The 17,232-nt window shown below is 67.8% G+C and carries 18 protein-coding genes, 4 tRNA genes and 1 pseudogene; 12 read left to right on the top strand and 11 right to left on the bottom strand.

Going from position 1 to position 17,232, the window contains the following annotated elements; genetic code table 11:
- The 6 genes and pseudogenes from TY25_RS02050 to TY25_RS02025 all read right to left on the bottom strand — a co-directional run.
- Positions 1-291 (bottom strand): annotated as a pseudogene (locus tag TY25_RS02050) (LCP family protein); the annotation flags it as partial.
- Positions 292-533: 242 nt separating this feature from the next.
- The gene (dusB, locus tag TY25_RS02045; protein ID WP_042253654.1) at positions 534-1,676 is read right to left on the bottom strand and encodes a tRNA dihydrouridine synthase DusB; all 1,143 of its coding nucleotides are present in this window, start codon (positions 1,674-1,676) and stop codon (positions 534-536) included.
- Positions 1,677-1,858: 182 nt separating this feature from the next.
- The gene (locus TY25_RS02040) at positions 1,859-2,737 is read right to left on the bottom strand and encodes an SDR family oxidoreductase (protein ID WP_042253626.1); all 879 of its coding nucleotides are present in this window, start codon (positions 2,735-2,737) and stop codon (positions 1,859-1,861) included.
- Between the two features lie 28 nt (positions 2,738-2,765).
- A complete protein-coding gene (locus TY25_RS02035) occupies positions 2,766-3,200 on the bottom strand; it encodes a type II toxin-antitoxin system Rv0910 family toxin (RefSeq protein ID WP_042253624.1) in 435 nt (144 codons plus the stop codon).
- 16 nt (positions 3,201-3,216) lie between these two features.
- On the bottom strand, positions 3,217-4,416 hold the full coding sequence (locus TY25_RS02030; protein WP_042253622.1) for a lipid-transfer protein: 1,200 nt from the start codon (positions 4,414-4,416) through the stop codon (positions 3,217-3,219).
- Complete coding sequence (locus TY25_RS02025; protein ID WP_042253653.1) at positions 4,413-5,297, bottom strand: MaoC/PaaZ C-terminal domain-containing protein; 885 nt, start codon at positions 5,295-5,297, stop codon at positions 4,413-4,415. The genes TY25_RS02030 and TY25_RS02025 overlap by 4 nt, the downstream gene beginning before the upstream one ends.
- 127 nt (positions 5,298-5,424) lie before the next feature.
- Between TY25_RS02025 and TY25_RS02020 the strand changes: the two genes are divergently transcribed.
- Positions 5,425-6,468, top strand: a complete 1,044-nt coding sequence (locus tag TY25_RS02020) for an AraC family transcriptional regulator (RefSeq protein ID WP_162184178.1) — start codon at positions 5,425-5,427, stop codon at positions 6,466-6,468.
- Between the two features lie 38 nt (positions 6,469-6,506).
- Here the strand turns inward: TY25_RS02020 and TY25_RS02015 are convergent, their stop codons facing one another.
- The 4 genes from TY25_RS02015 to TY25_RS02000 all read right to left on the bottom strand — a co-directional run bounded on the left by TY25_RS02015 (position 6,507) and on the right by TY25_RS02000 (position 9,983).
- Positions 6,507-7,373 (bottom strand): SDR family oxidoreductase, encoded by an 867-nt coding sequence (locus TY25_RS02015; protein WP_042253619.1) that lies wholly within the window; start codon positions 7,371-7,373, stop codon positions 6,507-6,509.
- Positions 7,374-7,903: 530 nt separating this feature from the next.
- Positions 7,904-8,872, bottom strand: coding sequence for an acyl-ACP desaturase (locus TY25_RS02010; RefSeq protein WP_014981508.1), 969 nt, complete (start codon positions 8,870-8,872; stop codon positions 7,904-7,906).
- Positions 8,873-9,154: 282 nt separating this feature from the next.
- A complete protein-coding gene (locus TY25_RS02005; protein ID WP_042253618.1) occupies positions 9,155-9,748 on the bottom strand; it encodes a DUF937 domain-containing protein in 594 nt (197 codons plus the stop codon).
- A gap of 162 nt (positions 9,749-9,910) precedes the next feature.
- Positions 9,911-9,983 (bottom strand) — tRNA-Lys (locus tag TY25_RS02000).
- An 861-nt stretch (positions 9,984-10,844) separates the two neighbouring features.
- Between TY25_RS02000 and TY25_RS01995 the strand changes: the two genes are divergently transcribed.
- From TY25_RS01995 to TY25_RS01955, 11 genes are all read left to right on the top strand, one after another.
- On the top strand, positions 10,845-11,510 hold the full coding sequence (locus TY25_RS01995; protein WP_029901157.1) for a TetR family transcriptional regulator: 666 nt from the start codon (positions 10,845-10,847) through the stop codon (positions 11,508-11,510).
- A gap of 95 nt (positions 11,511-11,605) precedes the next feature.
- Positions 11,606-11,678, top strand: a tRNA-Glu gene (locus TY25_RS01990).
- Between the two features lie 29 nt (positions 11,679-11,707).
- Positions 11,708-11,781, top strand: a tRNA-Asp gene (locus TY25_RS01985).
- Between the two features lie 58 nt (positions 11,782-11,839).
- A tRNA-Phe gene (locus TY25_RS01980) sits at positions 11,840-11,913 on the top strand.
- 906 nt (positions 11,914-12,819) lie between these two features.
- Positions 12,820-13,230 carry a hypothetical protein gene (locus TY25_RS01975; RefSeq protein ID WP_146154099.1) on the top strand — a complete coding sequence of 137 codons (411 nt, stop codon included), beginning with the start codon at positions 12,820-12,822 and terminating at the stop codon, positions 13,228-13,230.
- Positions 13,231-13,486: 256 nt separating this feature from the next.
- Positions 13,487-13,804, top strand: coding sequence for an ArsR/SmtB family transcription factor (locus TY25_RS01970; protein WP_042253614.1), 318 nt, complete (start codon positions 13,487-13,489; stop codon positions 13,802-13,804).
- Positions 13,801-14,292 carry an SRPBCC domain-containing protein gene (locus tag TY25_RS01965; protein ID WP_042253613.1) on the top strand — a complete coding sequence of 164 codons (492 nt, stop codon included), beginning with the start codon at positions 13,801-13,803 and terminating at the stop codon, positions 14,290-14,292. The genes TY25_RS01970 and TY25_RS01965 overlap by 4 nt, the downstream gene beginning before the upstream one ends.
- Positions 14,293-14,428: 136 nt before the next feature.
- Positions 14,429-14,665, top strand: coding sequence for a hypothetical protein (locus tag TY25_RS42350; RefSeq protein ID WP_146154098.1), 237 nt, complete (start codon positions 14,429-14,431; stop codon positions 14,663-14,665).
- 98 nt (positions 14,666-14,763) lie between these two features.
- Positions 14,764-15,429, top strand: coding sequence for a GAP family protein (locus TY25_RS01960; protein WP_042253612.1), 666 nt, complete (start codon positions 14,764-14,766; stop codon positions 15,427-15,429).
- A gap of 70 nt (positions 15,430-15,499) precedes the next feature.
- Positions 15,500-15,667, top strand: a complete 168-nt coding sequence (locus tag TY25_RS43335; RefSeq protein WP_014981515.1) for a hypothetical protein — start codon at positions 15,500-15,502, stop codon at positions 15,665-15,667.
- 286 nt (positions 15,668-15,953) lie between these two features.
- Complete coding sequence (locus TY25_RS01955) at positions 15,954-16,655, top strand: polyprenol monophosphomannose synthase (protein ID WP_029900408.1); 702 nt, start codon at positions 15,954-15,956, stop codon at positions 16,653-16,655.
- A gap of 64 nt (positions 16,656-16,719) precedes the next feature.
- On the opposite strand, the gene TY25_RS01950 is transcribed toward TY25_RS01955, so the two are convergent.
- Positions 16,720-17,157, bottom strand: a complete 438-nt coding sequence (locus TY25_RS01950) for a DUF6069 family protein (protein ID WP_042253611.1) — start codon at positions 17,155-17,157, stop codon at positions 16,720-16,722.
- Positions 17,158-17,232 lie beyond the last annotated feature (75 nt).

The following is a 17,232-nucleotide window of genomic DNA, read 5'->3' as shown; positions in this document are numbered from 1 at the left end:
GGCCTGGCGCTGCACGGTCGGGTCCGCGGGCGGCGTGCGCCGGTTGTCGGGACTCGGCGCCGCGGGGGCCTGCGCGGGTCGCCGCCGGCGGCCGGTGCGTTCGTTGTCGACCTTCTCGACCAGATCCTGCACGGTGAGCGGGGCGGCGCCGGGATCGGCGGAGGCGTCGGTATGCCGGGATCGCCGCGAGGTCCGCGAACCGTCGCGTTCGGTGTCATCCGCCGTGGGATAGCGCTCCCACGGGGCGCGATCTCCGGGCCGTGGCGAACGCCCGTGCCGATCGTCACCCACCAACGAACCTCGCTTTTCGTCTACGTCGCCGCCTCGGGCCGTACTCGACCGGCTTGACCGATTCCGCAATGATAACGATTCCGCCACAGCGGGCCACCCGAGTGCGAAACAGGCTCCCCGTCGGGAGTATCACGATTTAGCCCGACCGGCCGGCCTTTGTCTACTTCCGTTGTGTCTCTTCGCTTGTCCGCAGCGGGCTGCGCGTGGCCTCTCGCGGGTCTGCTCGCCCTGTTCAGGCGGGTTCAGCCACCGCTGTGCATCACGTCGGCACCGTGCGGGACCGCGGGATCCTCCGGATCGTCCAACCAGCCATGGGGCAGCGCGACTTTGCCGGGGGAGCCCTGTCTACCGCGCGGGCCCTCGGCGTCCTTCGGGAACGGGGCCGCCGGATCGAGCTGGCCCACAAGGTCTTCCAGCTCGGTGAGCCGCGATACGGTGGCGAAGGCGCGGCGCAGGTCGGCGCCGACCGGGAAGCCCATCAGGTACCAGGCCATGTGCTTGCGCAGGTCGCGCATCGCTTTGTCCTCGCCGAGGTGTTCCGAGAGCAGCGCACCGTGCCGGTACAGCACCTCGCCGACCCGGCCCAGGTTCGGCGCCTCGGGCAGCGGCTCGCCGCGCAGCGCGGCCTGCAGCTCTGCGAACAACCACGGGCGTCCGAGGCAGCCGCGACCGACTACCACACCGTCGCAGCCGGTTTCGTCCATCATGCGTACCGCGTCGGCAGCGGAGAAGATATCGCCGTTGCCGAGCACCGGAATCGTGGTGACCGCTTCCTTCAGCCGGGCGATGGCCGTCCAGTCGGCCTGGCCGGAGTAGCGTTGTGCGGCGGTCCTGGCGTGCAGCGCAACCGCTTTCGCCCCCTCGGCCTCGGCGATCCGCCCGGCGTCCAGGTAGGTCAGGTGCTCGTCGTCGATGCCGATCCGGAACTTCACCGTCACCGGCACGCCCGCCGGCTCGGCGGCGCGCACCATGGCCTGCACGATCCGGCTGAACAGCGCGCGCTTGTACGGCAGGGCGGCCCCGCCGCCGAGCCGGGTGACCTTGGGCACCGGGCAACCGAAGTTCATGTCGATGTGATCGGCCCAGCCCTCGCCGACGATGATTCGCACGGCCTCGCCGAGGGTGGCCGGGTCCACGCCGTAGAGCTGCATCGAGCGCGGCGACTCGTCCGCGTCGAAGGACATCATGTCCAGCGTCTTCTCGTTGCGCTCGACCACCGCCCTGGCGGTGATCATCTCGCAGACATAGATCGAGGTCGGGCTACCGAATTCGCGGCACAGCTTGCGGAACGCCAGATTCGTGATGCCCGCCATCGGCGCGAGCACCACCGCCGGATCGACCGGATACGGCCCGATCCGCAGTGCGCTCGTCGCCTCGGTAGTCATCGTCACGCCGTCCAGTGTCTCATTTCCGCACGTGAGCGGCCTGGTCGGGTCGTTTTCGCTGCTCGGGTCGGGTGCTGCGGGCCCCGCGCCCGGCGTCGGCGAGTGACCGCAGAACTCGGCTGTGCCCCATGTCACAGTCGTGCGCGCCCGCCGGTCGCTGCCCGGCGGACGCGCACGCCCGATCAGCCGAGATCCGGCAGCCGGTCGGCCAGATCGGCGAGTTCCCACGGCCCGCCCGTCTCGATGGTCGCGGCGGCGGTCCAGCCGGCGAGCACCGAGATGGCGCCGCCCTGCACCGCGAAGACCTTGCCGGTGATCGGGCACTTCTCCTGGGCCAGGTACGCGACGATGGGTGAGATGTTCTCCGGCGCAAAGGCATCGAACTCGCCCGCGGGCACCTCCTCGGCGAACATCGCGCCCATGCCCGGCGTGGCCAGGGTGAGCCGGGTGCGGGCGACGGGCGCGATCGCGTTGGCGCGCACGCCGTATCGCTCCAGCTCGAGCGCGGCGACCTGGGTCAGCGCGGCGATGCCCGCCTTGGCCGCGCCGTAGTTGGCCTGGCCGGGGTTCGGCATGAAGGTGCCCGAGGCCGAGGCGGTGTTGATCACGGACGCGGCGACCGGCCGGCCCGCCTTCGACTCCGCCTTCCAGTACGCGGCGGCGTGGTGCAACACCGCGAAGTGCCCCTTCAGATGCACCGCGAGCACCGCGTCCCACTGCGTCTCGTCCATCGCGGCGATGAACGCGTCGCGCAGGATGCCCGCGTTGTTGACCAGTACGTCCAATCCGCCGAAGGTGCTGATCGCCTGGTCCACAAGGGCTTTCGCGCCCGCCCAGTCGGCGATGTTCGCGGTGTCGGCGACGGCGCGACCGCCCGCCGCGACGACCTCGTCGACCACCTGTTGCGCGGGACCGGCGTCGGCGCCGATGCCCTCGTTGTTGCCGCCGAGGTCGTTGACCACGACGGCGGCGCCTTCCGCGGCCAGCAGCAGCGCGTGCGCGCGGCCGATGCCGCGGCCCGCGCCGGTGACGATCGCGACGCGTCCGTCCAGCGAACCCATGTCGTTCCTTTCGATGCGGGTGATCCGGTCAGGCGAGCAGGCCGGCGAGGTTGGTGAGCGAGGCGTCGAGTTCCCGGGTCGAGGCGCGTTCGATCGCGCCGCCGATCGCGCCGACCATCATCTGGCTGATGAACTCGGCGTCGATGGTGACCAGAGAGTTGTTGTCGCCCTGGGGCGTCACGGTCAGCGTGAAGCTGATCTGCGCACCCGCCATGCCGGTGCCGGAGAACTTCGTGGTGGTGGGGGCGTCGTAGTCGACGACGGTGAAGGTGATGGTGTTGGCCATCCCCATGATGGAGAGCACCTCGGTCATGGTCGCGCCCGCGGACAGCTGTGCGGGCGGCAGCTCTTTCCATTTGGTGTGCACCGTCAGCCACTCCTCGAAGCGGTGCGGGTCGGTCAGCACCGTCCACACCCGGCCCGGTGCGACGGGAAACTCCTTGGATACCTTGGCAAGTGCCATTGGTGGGTACGTCCTTTCAGCGGTCGGCAGGCCGATAGGCGGTGACGATGGCGGCGCCGCCGAGGCCGATGTTGTGTGCGAGAGCGACTTTCGCGCCCGCGACCTGTCTGGCCGCCGCGTCGCCGCGCAGCTGCCAGGTGAGTTCGGCGCATTGCGCGAGTCCGGTGGCGCCGAGCGGATGCCCCTTGGAGATGAGCCCACCCGAGGGATTGACCACCCAGCGACCGCCGTAGGTCGTGTCGGCGGCGTCCACCAGCTTGTGCCCCTCACCCTCGCCGCACAGGCCGAGCGCCTCGTAGGTGAGCAACTCGTTGGGGGAGAAGCAGTCGTGCAACTCGATCACGTCGAGATCGTCGGGCCCGATATCCGCCTGCGCGTAAACCTTTCGGGCCGCGGCGGCGGTCATGTCGACGCCCACCAGCGACCGTGCCGTCTTCGTGGCGAAGCTGGATTCGAGGTCGGTCACCATGGCCTGCCCGACGATCTCGACCGCGCGGGCGCCGAGATCGTGCTCCTCGACGAAGCGTTCGCTCGCGAGCACCGCCGCCCCGGCACCGTCGGAGGTCGGCGAACACTGCAATCTGGTCAGCCCGAGCGGCTCATAGACCATCTTGGCCGCGGCGATCTCGTCGAGCGTGTACACGTTCTGGAACTGCGCGTACGGGTTGTTCGCGGAGTGCCGGTGGTTCTTCTCCGCGATCTTCGCGAAATGTGTTCGGGTGGAGCCGTATCGCTCCATGTGTTCGACGCCGGCCGCGCCGAACATCCACGGCGCCACCGGCATCGCGAAGTCCCGCAGCTGCGCCAGCGCCTCGATGTGGCGCAGCAGCGGCTGTTCCCGATCGGTGAAACCCGCCTCCAGCGAACCCGATTGCATCTTCTCGAAGCCGAGCGCCATGGCACAGTCGGCCTCGCCGCCGCGAATCGCCTTGGCCGCCAAGAACAGTGCCGAGGAACCGGTGGAGCAGTTGTTGTTGACGTTGACCACCGGCAGGCCGGTGAGCCCGAGCTCGTAGATGGCGCGCTGTCCGCTGGTCGAGTCGCCGTAGACGTAGCCGACGTACGCCTCGGCCACCTGGTCGTAGCGAATGCCGGCATCCGCCAGCGCGTGCTCGCCCGCCTCCCGTGCCATCGCCGGGTAGTCCCACCCTTCGCGGCGGCCCGGCTTCTCGAACTTCGTCATGCCGACGCCGATGACGAAGACTCTGTTGGTCATGTCGTTTCCTCTTGTGCGTGCGCGAACTCGGCGAGTCCGTCCTGGATGACGAACTCGCCGCTGTCGGATCGGGTTTCGAAGACGTAGCGGCCGCGACTGGCCGACCAGGCCGAGGTGGTGATGGTCTGGCCGGGCTGGGCGGGTGAACTCAGCCGCACCGCAAGCCTTTTCAGCCGGGCCGGAACATCCGGACTCACCCGGGTGAGCAGCGCGTGCGAGACGAACGCGATGGTGCACAGGCCATGCACGATGATGCCCGGCAGGCCCATCGCCTCGGCGAAATCGTCGTCGAGGTGAATCGGCATCGGATCGCCCGCGGCCTCCGCGTAGCGGAAGGTCTGGTCGGCGTCGAAGGTCTGCGCCGCGGTCCAGTCCGGTGCCCGGGTGCGTAACCGCTCGTCGAAGGCGTGCGGCGGGCTCGGCTCGCCGCGGCGCCCGTCGAACGTGCCGCCGCGGAAGAAGGCCACGAAATACTGCTCGTTGACGAGGTCGCCGCGGCCGACGCTGCGCGTCTCGAGGTGCGCGGTGACGACGACCCCCGACGCCTTGCCCTCGATCCCGATCGGCCGCGCCCGCACCGCCAGCGTCTCGCCCGGCTCGATCGGCCGGTGGATGCGGAAATCGTGCTCGCCGTGCAGAATTCGCAGCATCAGATCGTCCGGCACCACCGACATCGCGGCATCGGCCATCAGCGCGGTGACCGGCACCACGGCGAAGACCGGTGGCGCGGATATCCCCGCGATGTGGTCGGCGATCGGATCGTTGGTCGCGGCGGCATAGGCGATGGCGCGCTCGCGGGTCACCTCGAAGGTGTCGGTCGCGCCCCAGCTACCGAGCCGCTCGAGGTCGAAATCCGTCCCGTCCGTCTGCTGTCCCTGCATTCGGCCTCCTGGTCGTTGCTCGACAACCCACGCTAGGAACCCGGGCGCGCGGCCGGGATGACCGCGCTGCGCGCGTTCCGTGACCGCCGCGCTCAGCGCATCCGGGCTGATAGGTTCGCTTCGACCGGTGACGCAGGAGGTATGGGTGACGGCCAGGACGGTGCCGATCGACTTCGTGCGGGCCGCCGTCGCCACCGCCGCCCGGCAGGGGGTGGACATCGAGCAGTTGCTCGGCAGCGTCGGGGTGGCGCCGGAGTTGCTCGCCCAGGATCGCGCCCGGGTCACCGTCGATCAGATGGCCACGACCGTGCGGGAACTCTGGCGGATCAGCGACGACGAATTGTTCGGTCTCGGCCCGGCACCGCTGCCGCGCGGATCGATCCGGTTGGTGGGCTTCGGGCTGATCGGTTGCCCGGACCTCGGCGCGGCGATCGAGCGGTTCTTCGAATATCGGCGCCTGCTGCCCGGCCTGCCGCCGATGACGATGACCACCACCGACGCGAACGCACGCTTCACCCTCGACACCCGGGAAGTGGCCGAGGGCAACGAGTTACTCACCACGTTCCTGCTCGCCGGGGTGCACCGGACGATCGCCTGGGGCATCGGCCGCCGAGTTCCGTTGCGGCAGGTCGAATTCCCCTATCCGCGGCCACGCAACCTCGACGACTACGCCCTCGTCTTCGACGCCCCGCTCGTTTTCGACGCGCCCATCGCGGCGCTCACCTTCGCCGGTGACCTGCTCGCGGCGCCGATCACCCGCACCGAGGACGAACTGATCGCCTGGACCCGCAACGCGCCCACCGATGTGCTTTCGCGCCGCGAATACGGCAATTCGCCGGCCGAGCAGGTGCGCCAGATTCTGGTCCGTGGACTGCGCGGTGACCGGAGCGCGGGCGAGCGCTGGCCGAGCGCCGACGAGGTGGCCAAGCTGCTGGCTATGAGCCCACAGACGGTGCGCCGCAAGCTCGCTGAGGAAGCCACCTCGATCACCCAGATCCGCGAGGACATCCTGCGCGACGCCGCGGTGGCCAGCCTGGTGCGGGGCGAGGAGACGGTCGAGGCGCTCTCGGCCCGGCTCGGCTTCTCCGAGCCCAGCGCCTTCCGGCGCGCGTTCCGCCGCTGGACCGGCAGCCCGCCCGGTTCCTACCGTGGCGCCGCCGGTCAACGCTGAACGGTTGCGGGCCGGCTGTTCTCGCGAGCCGGCAAACGCTACTGGTCGCGCAGCCGACGGTGGTAGCGCTCCCGGACCACCGGGTCGGGCTGCGCGTAAGCCGTTGTCGCCCCGGTGATTCGCGCGACGACCAGCTGGGCGCGATAGGGCAGCAACTGCGCGGTCTTGATGATCGCGGCCAACCGGCGCGGCACCGTCACCAACGGCTTCTCCTTCGCCACCGTGCGCACGATCGCCTGCGCGACATCGGCGGGATCCACCGTGGTCATCGGCTCGATCCAGTTCGGCATGTTCGCGCCCGCGGACAGTTCGGTGCGCACGATGCCCGGCAGTACTGCCGAGACGTGCACGCCGTGCTCCTTCATCTCCAGATGCAGCGCCGCGGTGAAACCCACCACGGCGTGCTTGGTCGCGCAATAGGTGGCCAGTCCGGGAAAGCCCTGGGTCCCGGCCAGCGACGCGATATTGATGAGGTGCCCGCTGCCGCGTGCCAGGAAACGCTGGGTGGCCAGCCGGGATCCGTGGATCACGCCGCGCAGGTTGATGTCGAGGATCCGGTCCGTCATCGCCTCGTCCTCGTCGGCGAACAGTCCGGTCGGCATGATGCCCGCGTTGTTGACCAGCACATCCAGCGGCCCGAGTTCGGTTTCGAGCGCGTCGAGGAATGCGGCGAACGATTCGCGGTCGGTGACGTTCAACGGCAGGCCGACGATCGTGGCGCCTGGATCGGCGCCGAGTTCGGCCGCGGTCTTCGCGACCAGCTCCACGTCGATATCGCCGATCGCCACCGCGGCACCCGCGCCGAGAAACGCCTCCGCGGTGGCCCGGCCGATCCCGCGGGCGCCGCCGCTGATCGCGACGACCTTTCCGGCGAGCGAGACCTCGCCCTTCGGTGCACTGGTCATGTTCCCGGCCTTCCTCTTTCGTGAACGTTCGAGCACGCACCAGCCTGCGCACGCCCGGGGCGAAGGTGCGGCGCGCTGTTCTCAGTGTCGGCCTTTCCGCCCCTGCCGGTCTGCGGATTCGACCGATCACGGTGCGGCGGAACAGTGCGCGCAGCCGGGCGCGCGCAAGTCCGTGCCGGTGCTGGGCAGGCAGCGAAATCATCGGGTCGTCGCGGATATCGCCCGCCGAAATACCGCGAGCAGGCGACCGTCATTTCCGCCGATTAGTCGGCCGGTGCGGCACCTCGAATACCACTGCGGTGCCTGTGCACTACCGCGTGGGTTTCTGACCAGGGCAATGTCACAACGCGAATGCGGGCCGCGCGGAAACCGCCGGGTATGTGCGCAGCCGGGAATGTCGGTGAGCCGGCGTGGAGAATGTTCGACGCAATAAACCTTCGAACTCGATAAATGCGGTGCGCGGAGTTAGCCGGACAAAAGCGCGCCGCCGCCCGGAATCCGGGCGGCGGCGTGAGATCTGTTGCGCTGGATCAGCTGGCGGTGCTTGCCATCTGGCGTTCGGCCTTCGCGGCCTCGCGGGCCAGCATGCGGTCGCGCTGCTCCTCGAACTTGAGCACGTCCTTGCCGAGCTTGTCCAGGAACAGGCCGAGCCGCTCGCGGACCGCCTCACCGCGCGCGGTGAAATCGGTGCGGTCGAAGATGTTCCACTTCTTCAGCACCGGCTGCACCACCTCTTCGAGGTGCTGGCGCAGGTCGTAGATGCCGTGCTTGGCCATCAGGACGCCGTTGCGGCGGAAGTTCGGCATACCGGCGCCAGGCATCTGGAAGTTCTCCAGGATCAACGTGATCGCCTCGATCGCCTGATCCGGCGACAGGTCCAGGGCGGCGCCGCACATGTTGCGGTAGAAGATCATGTGCAGGTTCTCGTCGGCCGCGACGCGCTGCAGCATGCGATCGGCGATCGGGTCGTCGCAGACCTTGCCGGTGTTGCGGTGGCTCACCCGGGTGGCCAGTTCCTGGAAGGTCACGTACGCGACCGAGTGCAGGAAACCCGCGTCGGCCTCGGTGGGGGAGGCGAAGCCGTTGGTCATGTGGATCATTCGCGCTTCTTCGAGCGCGACCGGGTCGACGCCGCGGGTGACCACCAGGTAGTCCCGCATCACGATGCCGTGCCGGTTCTCCTCGGCGGTCCACCGACCGACCCAGGTGCCCCACGCGCCGTCCTGCGAGAAGTTCTCGGCGATCTCGCGGTGGTACGACGGAAGGTTGTCTTCGGTCAGCAGATTGGTGATCATGGCCGCCTTCGCGACCTCGTTCAGCCGGGACTGCTCCGGATCCCAGTCGATACCCCCGAGTGCGGCGAAATTGCGGCCTTCATCCCACGGGACGTAGTCGTGCGGATGCCATTCCTTTGCCAGGGAGAGGTGCCGGTTGACGTTCTCTTCGGCAACCGGCTCCAACTCCGTCAGAAGCTCGAGTTGAGTCAGATCCCTTGCCATGTATGAACCCTTCAGTCTGTGCGTCCGGTCGTGCAGGTCATCCCCCCAAGGTAGACCGATGCCGTGCGGCCATACCTTACGGCACCGTAGGTGTGATGCGAAACGCATCCGAATGCCTGTTGACGCCCCGTGATGCACGTCATACGCCATCGTCGGCGTTCGGTGGCCACCTCCGAGTGTATGGCGTCGGCCCGCAGCGAGGGGATTATCGCCGCGGGCCGACCGGTGTTAGCGCGGCGTGCTGCATCGCACACGCCGCCGTGTCGTGCAGACGCCGAGTGGTCAGCGCTTTCCGCCGAACAGGCCACCGAGCACATTGCCCAGTGCGCCACCGGCGTTCTTGGCCAGCGCCTCGCCGATCGCGCCACCGATGCCGCCACTCTTACCGCTGCCGCCGAGCAGACCGCCGAGGATGTCCCCGATACCGCCGTTGCCGGCCTGGGTCTGCGGCTGCGGCGCCGCGGCACCGCCGCCACCGGTCATCTGCTTGGCCAGGTAGGCGAGCACGATCGGGGCGAGGATCGGCATCAGCTTGGCGATCAGGTCGTTGCCGCCGGTGCCCTCGGTCGCGCCGAGCGCGCTGATCACCGTGTTCTTCTCGGTGCCGAAAACGTTCTCGACGATCTTCGAGCCGTCGTTCACGTCGACCTTGTCGATGTCGACCGTGCCCTCGCCCTCGACGAGTTCCCCGTGGTTGTCCAGCGCGTCGACCAGGGACGCCGCGCCTTCGGGTTTGGTCGCGTTCGCCTGCAGTCCGCCGAGCAGTGTCGGCAGGGCCGCGCTGACCGCCGCGGTCGCGGTGTTCTGGTCCACGCCGAGCTTCTCGGCGATCTGGGCGATAGGTACCTGGGAGAGCAAATCATCGAAGGAAGTCATCGGCTCCGCCTTGTCGAGGGACGACCCGGGTTTGTCCGGGTCGCGCTCACAGTAAGGGACGGCTCGAGGCGAGTGCGGTGTATCCGCGCCGGGCGCGTTGGTCACACTGCCGCGGTCCGCCAGACGAGAGCGGGCGCCCGGTGTGACCGGGCGCCCGATGTGTGCCCCCAGTAGGGCTCGAACCTACGACCTGCGGATTAAAAGTCCGTAGCTCTACCAACTGAGCTATAGGGGCGCGGTGGGCAGTGTAGTAGGCGCGGCGCGGATGGCCCAAATGGGGGAGCGGCGCGCGTGGCGGGCGCGCGCAGTCGCCCGATCGCGGGCGCGGGACAGTAGTGGGGGCCGGACATCGAGAGCTGTTGCGGCGCCGAGTAACGCGCCGGGCTCGGCGGGCGATCTCGGCGGTAAACATTTGGCACCCAACTTTGTTCATTGTGGCCGGAATTGGCTACCATCCAATCATGTTGGCTAGCAATGTCTTTGGATTTGCCGGGGGTGCATGCCCCGAGCCCGTCGGGGCCGGCCCGGATGGTGAGCGGGTGGGCTGCGGGTGCCCGCCGGTGTTCCGGCCGGTCGGTCCACGCGGGTGAACGTTGCTGCGACGCTGGCGAATTGGGCGCCCATGCGCCGCCCCGCTCCAGGTTGCGCAATGTTTGCTGTAACAGTAAACCTGAGTAGTTGGTTACCTGACTCGTCGGTTTGCCGCGTGTCGGATGGGGTTTCCGGGTACGGTGACAACTTGATGAATTCCGGAAGAATCGCCGGCCTGTTCGGGGATTCGGAATTCGACTTATCGCTGATGTGCCCGAATCTGTCGCGACCGGTCCGGCCGATCGTGGCTTCCCTGGAGACGACGCCGCAGGAGGCAGATCCGAGACGAAGAAATGCCCGGGTGCGCACCCCCTGCAGCGCACCCGGGCAGGAAAACTATACCAGCTGGTGTGTTTCAGGTTTTTCGCAAGTTTTCGTACCGAAAGTTTGAAACTGGGCGAAAACCCGGTTTGAAGTATTGATAAAACTCATAACTTCGCGCCAAGGGCCCGTTCCTTTGGGGGTGGCTGTTTGGCGGCGAGTAGGCTTCGGAGGCGTTTCGAGCATGGCACGGCAGCAAGAGCGGGCCCGCCGGACACGTGCGGCGATTATCAGGTCCGCCGCCGTTGAGTTCGGGAAGAGCGGCTATGCCGCTGCATCGCTCAACCGCATATTGGAAGGGTCGCGTGCCACCAAGGGCGCCATGTACTTCCATTTCGATTCCAAGGAAGATCTCGCGCGCGCCGTCCTGGAGACGGCGGTCGAGCGCTACCGCGCCTCGGCCGAGCGTTGGCTCGCGCGAACAGATCTCGGACCCCTCGACATCCTGCACGGCATGATCGACGAGATGGCATTGCGGCTCGAGCACGACATCATCGTGCAGGCCGAATACCGGTTGATCATCGAACCCGACTTCTATCGGGACGTGCAATCCGGTGGCGGGCGAATACTCGGGCGCGCCACCCGCGCGCTCGCCGTCCGCGCCATCGACCAAGGACAGCTACGGCCCGGCGCCGATGCCGATCGGTTCACCCGCACCCTCGTCGCCGCCCTGGCCGGCCAGCGCTACCTGGTCGACGCCCACGGCACCGGGATAGACCTGCGGACCCGATTCGAGGAAGCGCTCGAGGTCGTCATCGAGTCCATGGCCACCCCCGAATGGGCCGAGAAGTTCCACAACGACGGCTGGCGCACCCAAGCCCGCCTCGAAGAGCTCAGTTTGGGGCTTTGACCAGCCGGTTTGGTTAACGAGTCCGGTCTGTCATAAGCTAACCGGGCTCCCAACGGACAGCCGTTGAAGCCGGTTCCGGAGAAATCCGGAGACGAGCCCCCTTCGTCTAGCGGCCTAGGACGCCGCCCTTTCAAGGCGGTAGCGCGGGTTCGAATCCCGTAGGGGGTACGGTCTTCGGATCGTTGGAAGCACAGCAAGGCCCTGTGGCGCAGTTGGTTAGCGCGCCGCCCTGTCACGGCGGAGGTCGCGGGTTCGAGTCCCGTCAGGGTCGCAAGTGAGCGCCGGAGCAATCCGGCGTTTCGCGTATGGCATTCAACTCGGGTGCCTGCGGCCAGGTAGCTCAGTTGGTACGAGCGTCCGCCTGAAAAGCGGAAGGTCGCCGGTTCGATCCCGGCCCTGGCCACTTCACTCGTAGGCGAGCCCTACCCGCGGAAAGCGCGGGTGGGGCTCGTTTCGTTCGTATCTTGTGGGGTGCAACCCCACACCCGCCCGGAGGGCTTCGCCCCCGGACCCCGGGCTCCCGTAGCTGGACCGACCTCCGTAGCTGGACCTCCTCGCGTAGCCGGACCGCCTCCCGCGGCCAGACCGCCTCCCGTAGCCGGACTGTCCTCCCGTAGCCGGACCCGCTTCCGTAGCCGGACCGGTTCCCGTAGTCGGACCGTTCTTCCGCGGCCGGACCGTTCTTCCGCGGCCGGACCGCCTCCCGTAGCTGGACCGTTCTTCCGTAGCCGGGCTGGCTCCCGTAGCTGGACTGTCCTCCCGTAGCCGGACCCGCTCCCGCAGTCGGGCCTCGCTCCTGTCGCCGGACCGTTGGCAGGGCCGTTCCTGTCGCTGCACCCGCGTAGCCGGGCGCGCTCACGTGCTCGGGACCTGCTCTCGTGGTCGGACTTCGTTTCCGCGGATGGCCGCTCCTGCAGGTGGATTCGCTTCTAGTGTGCGGCGTCGGACTCTTGCAGCTGGACTCTGCTTTTTCGTCGTGCGATCCGCTTGCGCGGTGGACTCGCTCCTGTGGTCGGGTCGGGTTGTCCGTGGGCTGGCTCCGCGGGGCCATCTTGTTCGCTCCGAAGTGGTTTGGACGGGGCCGGGATGTGGGCGTTGGGTTGGTGGCGTGTCGCGGGCGCTGGATCTCGTCTTCGGATCGGGCGGCGGTGCTTCAGCGGGCGTCGGTGGGACGGTCAGGGGGCCAGTTTTCGAAGTACTGGTTGGTTTTGGTGGGGGTGGGGAATTATGAGGGGGGTGCGGTTTGGGCCGTACTTGTTTTCGAGTGTGTTCCGCGATCTGCTTCCGCTACTCAGGAGGAATGGGATCCATGGTGACTATTCGGAACTATCGGCGTTCTGCGTTTGTGGTGAGTGTGGTCGGGGCGGTGGGGGTGGTGCTGGGGGTGACCGCGGCACCGGCCTGGGCCGACAACAGCATCGAGATCACGGGGGTGGGGCCGGCGAATGTGGGGGCCGACTACAGCTGTGAGGCTTCGGCGGGGGTGGTCGGGATCAAGGTGATGGTGGGGGATCCGCAGGCGGAGAGTCCGTCGGCTACGGGGACGGAGACCGGCGTCGTCTGCGACGGGAAGCAGCAGTCGGCGGTGGTGATGGTGGCCGGAGTGGACGGGTCGCCGGAGCCGATCCAGCGCGGGCAGACGGTGCAGGTGCGGATGGCGTTGGTCGACGCCGCCGACACCGTGATATCCGGCACGGCCAAGGTGGTCAGCTTGGGCTAGTGCAGCTGGTCGGTCGATCAGGAGGTAATGGTGGCGGGAGCCTCTCGGGCGATGCCGCCACCATTACCTCGTGATCAGTCGACTAGGACGCGACGCGGCGTGTCGGCCGGGACACGACGCGGCGTTGTGACCGAAACCCGCCGTCGCTGAAGGGGTTCCGGGCGGCGGGTGCGTCGTCACGTTCGAGAGGGTCGCATGGGGTCTGCCGCCAATTATATGCCTTGACAGTTATATAACTGAAGAGGACTATGGAGGGGTGACTGCGGCGACTGTCTTTCAAGTGCTGGCCGAACCCAATCGGCTGGCGATTTTGGAGGTGTTGCGGGCGGGGGAGTCGCCGGTGGGGGCGTTGGTGGCGGAGTTGGGGCTCAGTCAGCCTGCGGTGTCCAAGCATCTGCGGGTGCTGAAGGAGGCGGGGTTGGTGGCGGTGCGGGTCGACGCGCAGCGCCGGCTCTACCGGATCAGGCCGGAACCGCTTGTGGAACTGGACGATTGGCTGGCCCCGTATCGCCTGATGTGGAACACCCATCTGGATCTACTCGAAGAGCATCTCGATCGGAGGAGACGATCATGACCGAGGCCCAGTTGCGGACCGACGGCGAACGACCCGCGGTGCGGTTGGAGCGGGAGCTGGTAGATCCGCCGCCGGTGGTGTGGCAGGCGCTCACCGACCGCGAACAGTTGCGCGCGTGGTTCCCGTGCGACGTGCAGGTGACCGGCGGGGTGTGGCGGGTCGGCGCGACGATCGGCTTCGATTTCGCTGACGGGAGCGGACTGCTGCTCGACGGCGAGGTGCTCGCGGTCGACGAGCCGAAGCTCTTGGCGTTCAGCTGGGGCGACGAGCGCCTGCGTTTCGAGCTGGCACCGCACGGCAGCGGCACGCACCTGGTGCTCGTCAACGAACTGGCGCCGGACGCCGCGGCCCGCAATGCCGCGGGTTGGGACGCCTGCCTCGATCAGCTCGCGGGCCTGGAACCCGGCGACTGGAAGCCTCGCTTCGAGGCCTACGCCGCCGTTTTCGAGCCGCTGATCGGTCCGCAGTCCGGCCCGCCGATCGCCTGATCCGCTGCCCCGTTCACCGTGGGCCCGAAGGCCGGTGGCGGGACAACTCGGGACTGTCCGGCGCCGGAGTGATCTTCCTAACCTGGGCGAACACGGCGACGCGCATTGCGCCGCCGCTGTTAGGAAGAAGGTATCGGTGCAACGAATAGTGACGAATTGCCTTGCGGCGGGCTCAATTGCGCTCGCCGCGCTGGCCGGGACCGGCACCGCGACAGCCGCGCCGGGCCTGCCGCTCGAACCCGCTACTAGCGCAGTACCCGAGGCGCAGCCGATCGATGGTGCCGGCTCGGGCTCCGCCTCCGGTTCGGCGAAGTACCTGTCCAGTCTCTCCGCACGCATCTCCTGCGATATCGGCCCGCCGAACTGCCCCTGAGTCCCGGCGAGCGGGGCGCGCGGTGACGTAACGCGCGCCGCATGCCCCGCTCGCGGCCCGGCTGCGGGGTGCACCGGCTCCCGTAGGCTGGGCCGGTCATGGTGCCTCTCCTACTCGCGCTCGCCGGATTCGCGTTGCTGGATTCGCTCGACGTGCTGCTGGTGGGGTTGACCACGGCGGTGGTGGCCGACAGCCGGTTGGGCCGCCGGTCTCCGGTGCCGGGCGGATTGAGTTTCATCGCAGGGGTTTTCGCGGTCACCACGGCGTTCGGCATCTGCACGGTGCTCGGCCTCACCTTCCTGACCGAGCTGGTGTCGTTCGAACTCACACCGGCGGTGCGATATTGGGGCGAGCTGGTGCTGGGTGTGGTGCTCATCGCGCTCAGCCGAGTCCCGGTGACCACGCGCAACGAGCGGCCCGCGTGGGCCTCGGCACTGCGTCGAAGGCCGTGGTTGTTCGGTTTCGTGGGGATGGCGATCGGTCTGGCGCAGGCGCCGACGGCGGTCCCGTATCTGGCCGGTCTGGCCATGATCTCGGCGCGGCACCCACCGATGTGGCCGCTGCTCGTGGTCGCCTACTGTGCGCTCGCGCTGTTGCCGCCACTGCTGGTGCTCGCGCTGTCGTTGCGCCGGACACCAAGGGCCAGACTCGTCTACCGCGCCATCGTCCGCGTCCTGACTCGTCACGTGCCGCGCGTGCTGCGCATTCTTTTCGTGGTCTTCGGCATAGTTCTCGTGTTCGATGCCCTGGTGCACCTTTGGTGAACGCGCTCACAAGCCGGGGCCGATCTCGGAAATTCTGTTACGTCGGCGACGTAGGTGGAATGCTGGGGGCATGGCTGAGCGCTGGTATTACTGCTTGAAGCACAAGCGGGCCGAGAAGGGCCGACAGTGCTGGTTCCAGGATCGGATGGGTCCGTATCCGGATCAGGCGACCGCGGAACGGGCACTGGAGATCGTCAAGGCGCGCAATGCACAGGCCGACGCGAGCGACGGCGACTGACCCGACGGTCGTGACGCGCCACGGCTAGTCCGGTGTGCGGCAAGTGATCCCGCGCGTTCCGTAGCTCCGCGGGTTCGGGGCGGAACGGAAAACGCCCGGTGAATGTGATCTCGAGACCTGGCGGTACGGGCGCGAAGTCCTGGCGTCCAGGTATATCCACTCAGGTCCGCTTCAGCACGATCAAGTACGGTTTTCTCGAATCAGACGAGTGCTCGGTGGTCCTGACGTGGGCTGCGAGCCGGACCAGGATCAGCAGGGAGGGCGACCCTTGAGGGTTACCGTTGTTGTGCCGACCTACAACGAGCGGGAAAATCTGCCGGTGGCGGTGGCGCGGCTGACCGCGCTGCCGGTGCCCGACCTGCACGTGCTCGTGGTCGACGACAATTCACCGGACGGCACCGGTGAGGTCGCCGACAAGCTGGCCGCCGAACTGCCGAACGTGGTGGGCGTGCTGCACCGGACGGAGAAGGACGGACTGGGCCGGGCCTATATCGCCGGTATCACCCGTGCGCTGGACGAGGGCGCGGACGTGGTCATCCAGATGGATGCCGACCTGTCGCATCCCGCCGAGGTGATTCCGGCCATGCTGGAGAAGCTGTCCACCACCGACGCGGGCGTCGTGCTCGGGTCGCGCTACGTGCCCGGCGGTTCGACCGCCGAGGAGTGGAAGTGGTACCGCAAAGCGCTGTCGGCGTGGGCCAACTTCTATGTGAACCTGATCCTGCGGCTGCACGTGAAGGACGCCACCGCGGGCTTCAAGGCGTGGAAGGCGGACACGCTGCGCGCCATCGAGGTCGGCACGATCCGCAGCAACGGGTACTCCTTCCAGGTCGAGATGAACTACCGGACGGTCAAACAGGGCATCGAGATCGCCGAGGTGCCGATCCGTTTCGAGGAGCGCACCCTCGGTGCGTCCAAGATGAGCCTGAAGGTGCAGCTGGAGTCGGCGTTGATGCCGTGGAAGCTGCTCTTCGGCCGCTCGGTCTAGGTCGCGAATATCGAGCAGGGCCCCGCATCCACCGGATGCGGGGCCCTGCGTCGTTCGCGGGCGGTCAGCGCTGTGCCAGACCTTGGCGCATCGCCTCCAGACCGAGCACGACGACCGGGGCGAGCACGACGTGCATGACCGAGAGCGCGATGGTGGTCACGGTGTCGAACGTGGCGGCGACGGTGAGGCCGATGGTCGCGATGGCGAGCACGCCGCCGACCACCTGGGCCACCCGCAGCACACCTGCCCAGAAGTAGGACACCAGCGCGGCCAGCGTCATGCCGATGAACAGCGGCACCGCGGACGAGGTGATCACCGAGCCGACGCCGAGGTGCGTCGTGACGCCCTTCTCGACCACGTCGAAGGAGCCGCCCGCAGCCAGGCCGAGCAGCCACACGCCGAGGTTGACGACGACCGCGACCGCGACGCTGCCGAGGATTGCGAGGGGACGGTTGACGGCCGGGATGCGCAGGGCCGCTGTGGTGGATTGTGCGATGGTCATGATGTTCTCCTCATCCGAAGCTGTGCTTGGTGCTGAGAACAATCATGAAACCTGAACATTTCTTCAGGTCAAATC

Source organism: Nocardia brasiliensis NBRC 14402, from assembly GCF_000308475.2.
Taxonomy (GTDB): Bacteria; Actinomycetota; Actinomycetes; order Mycobacteriales; family Mycobacteriaceae; genus Nocardia; species Nocardia brasiliensis.
The sequence above is the reverse complement of the archived record's forward strand: the minus strand, read 5'-3'. Positions and strand labels throughout refer to the sequence as shown.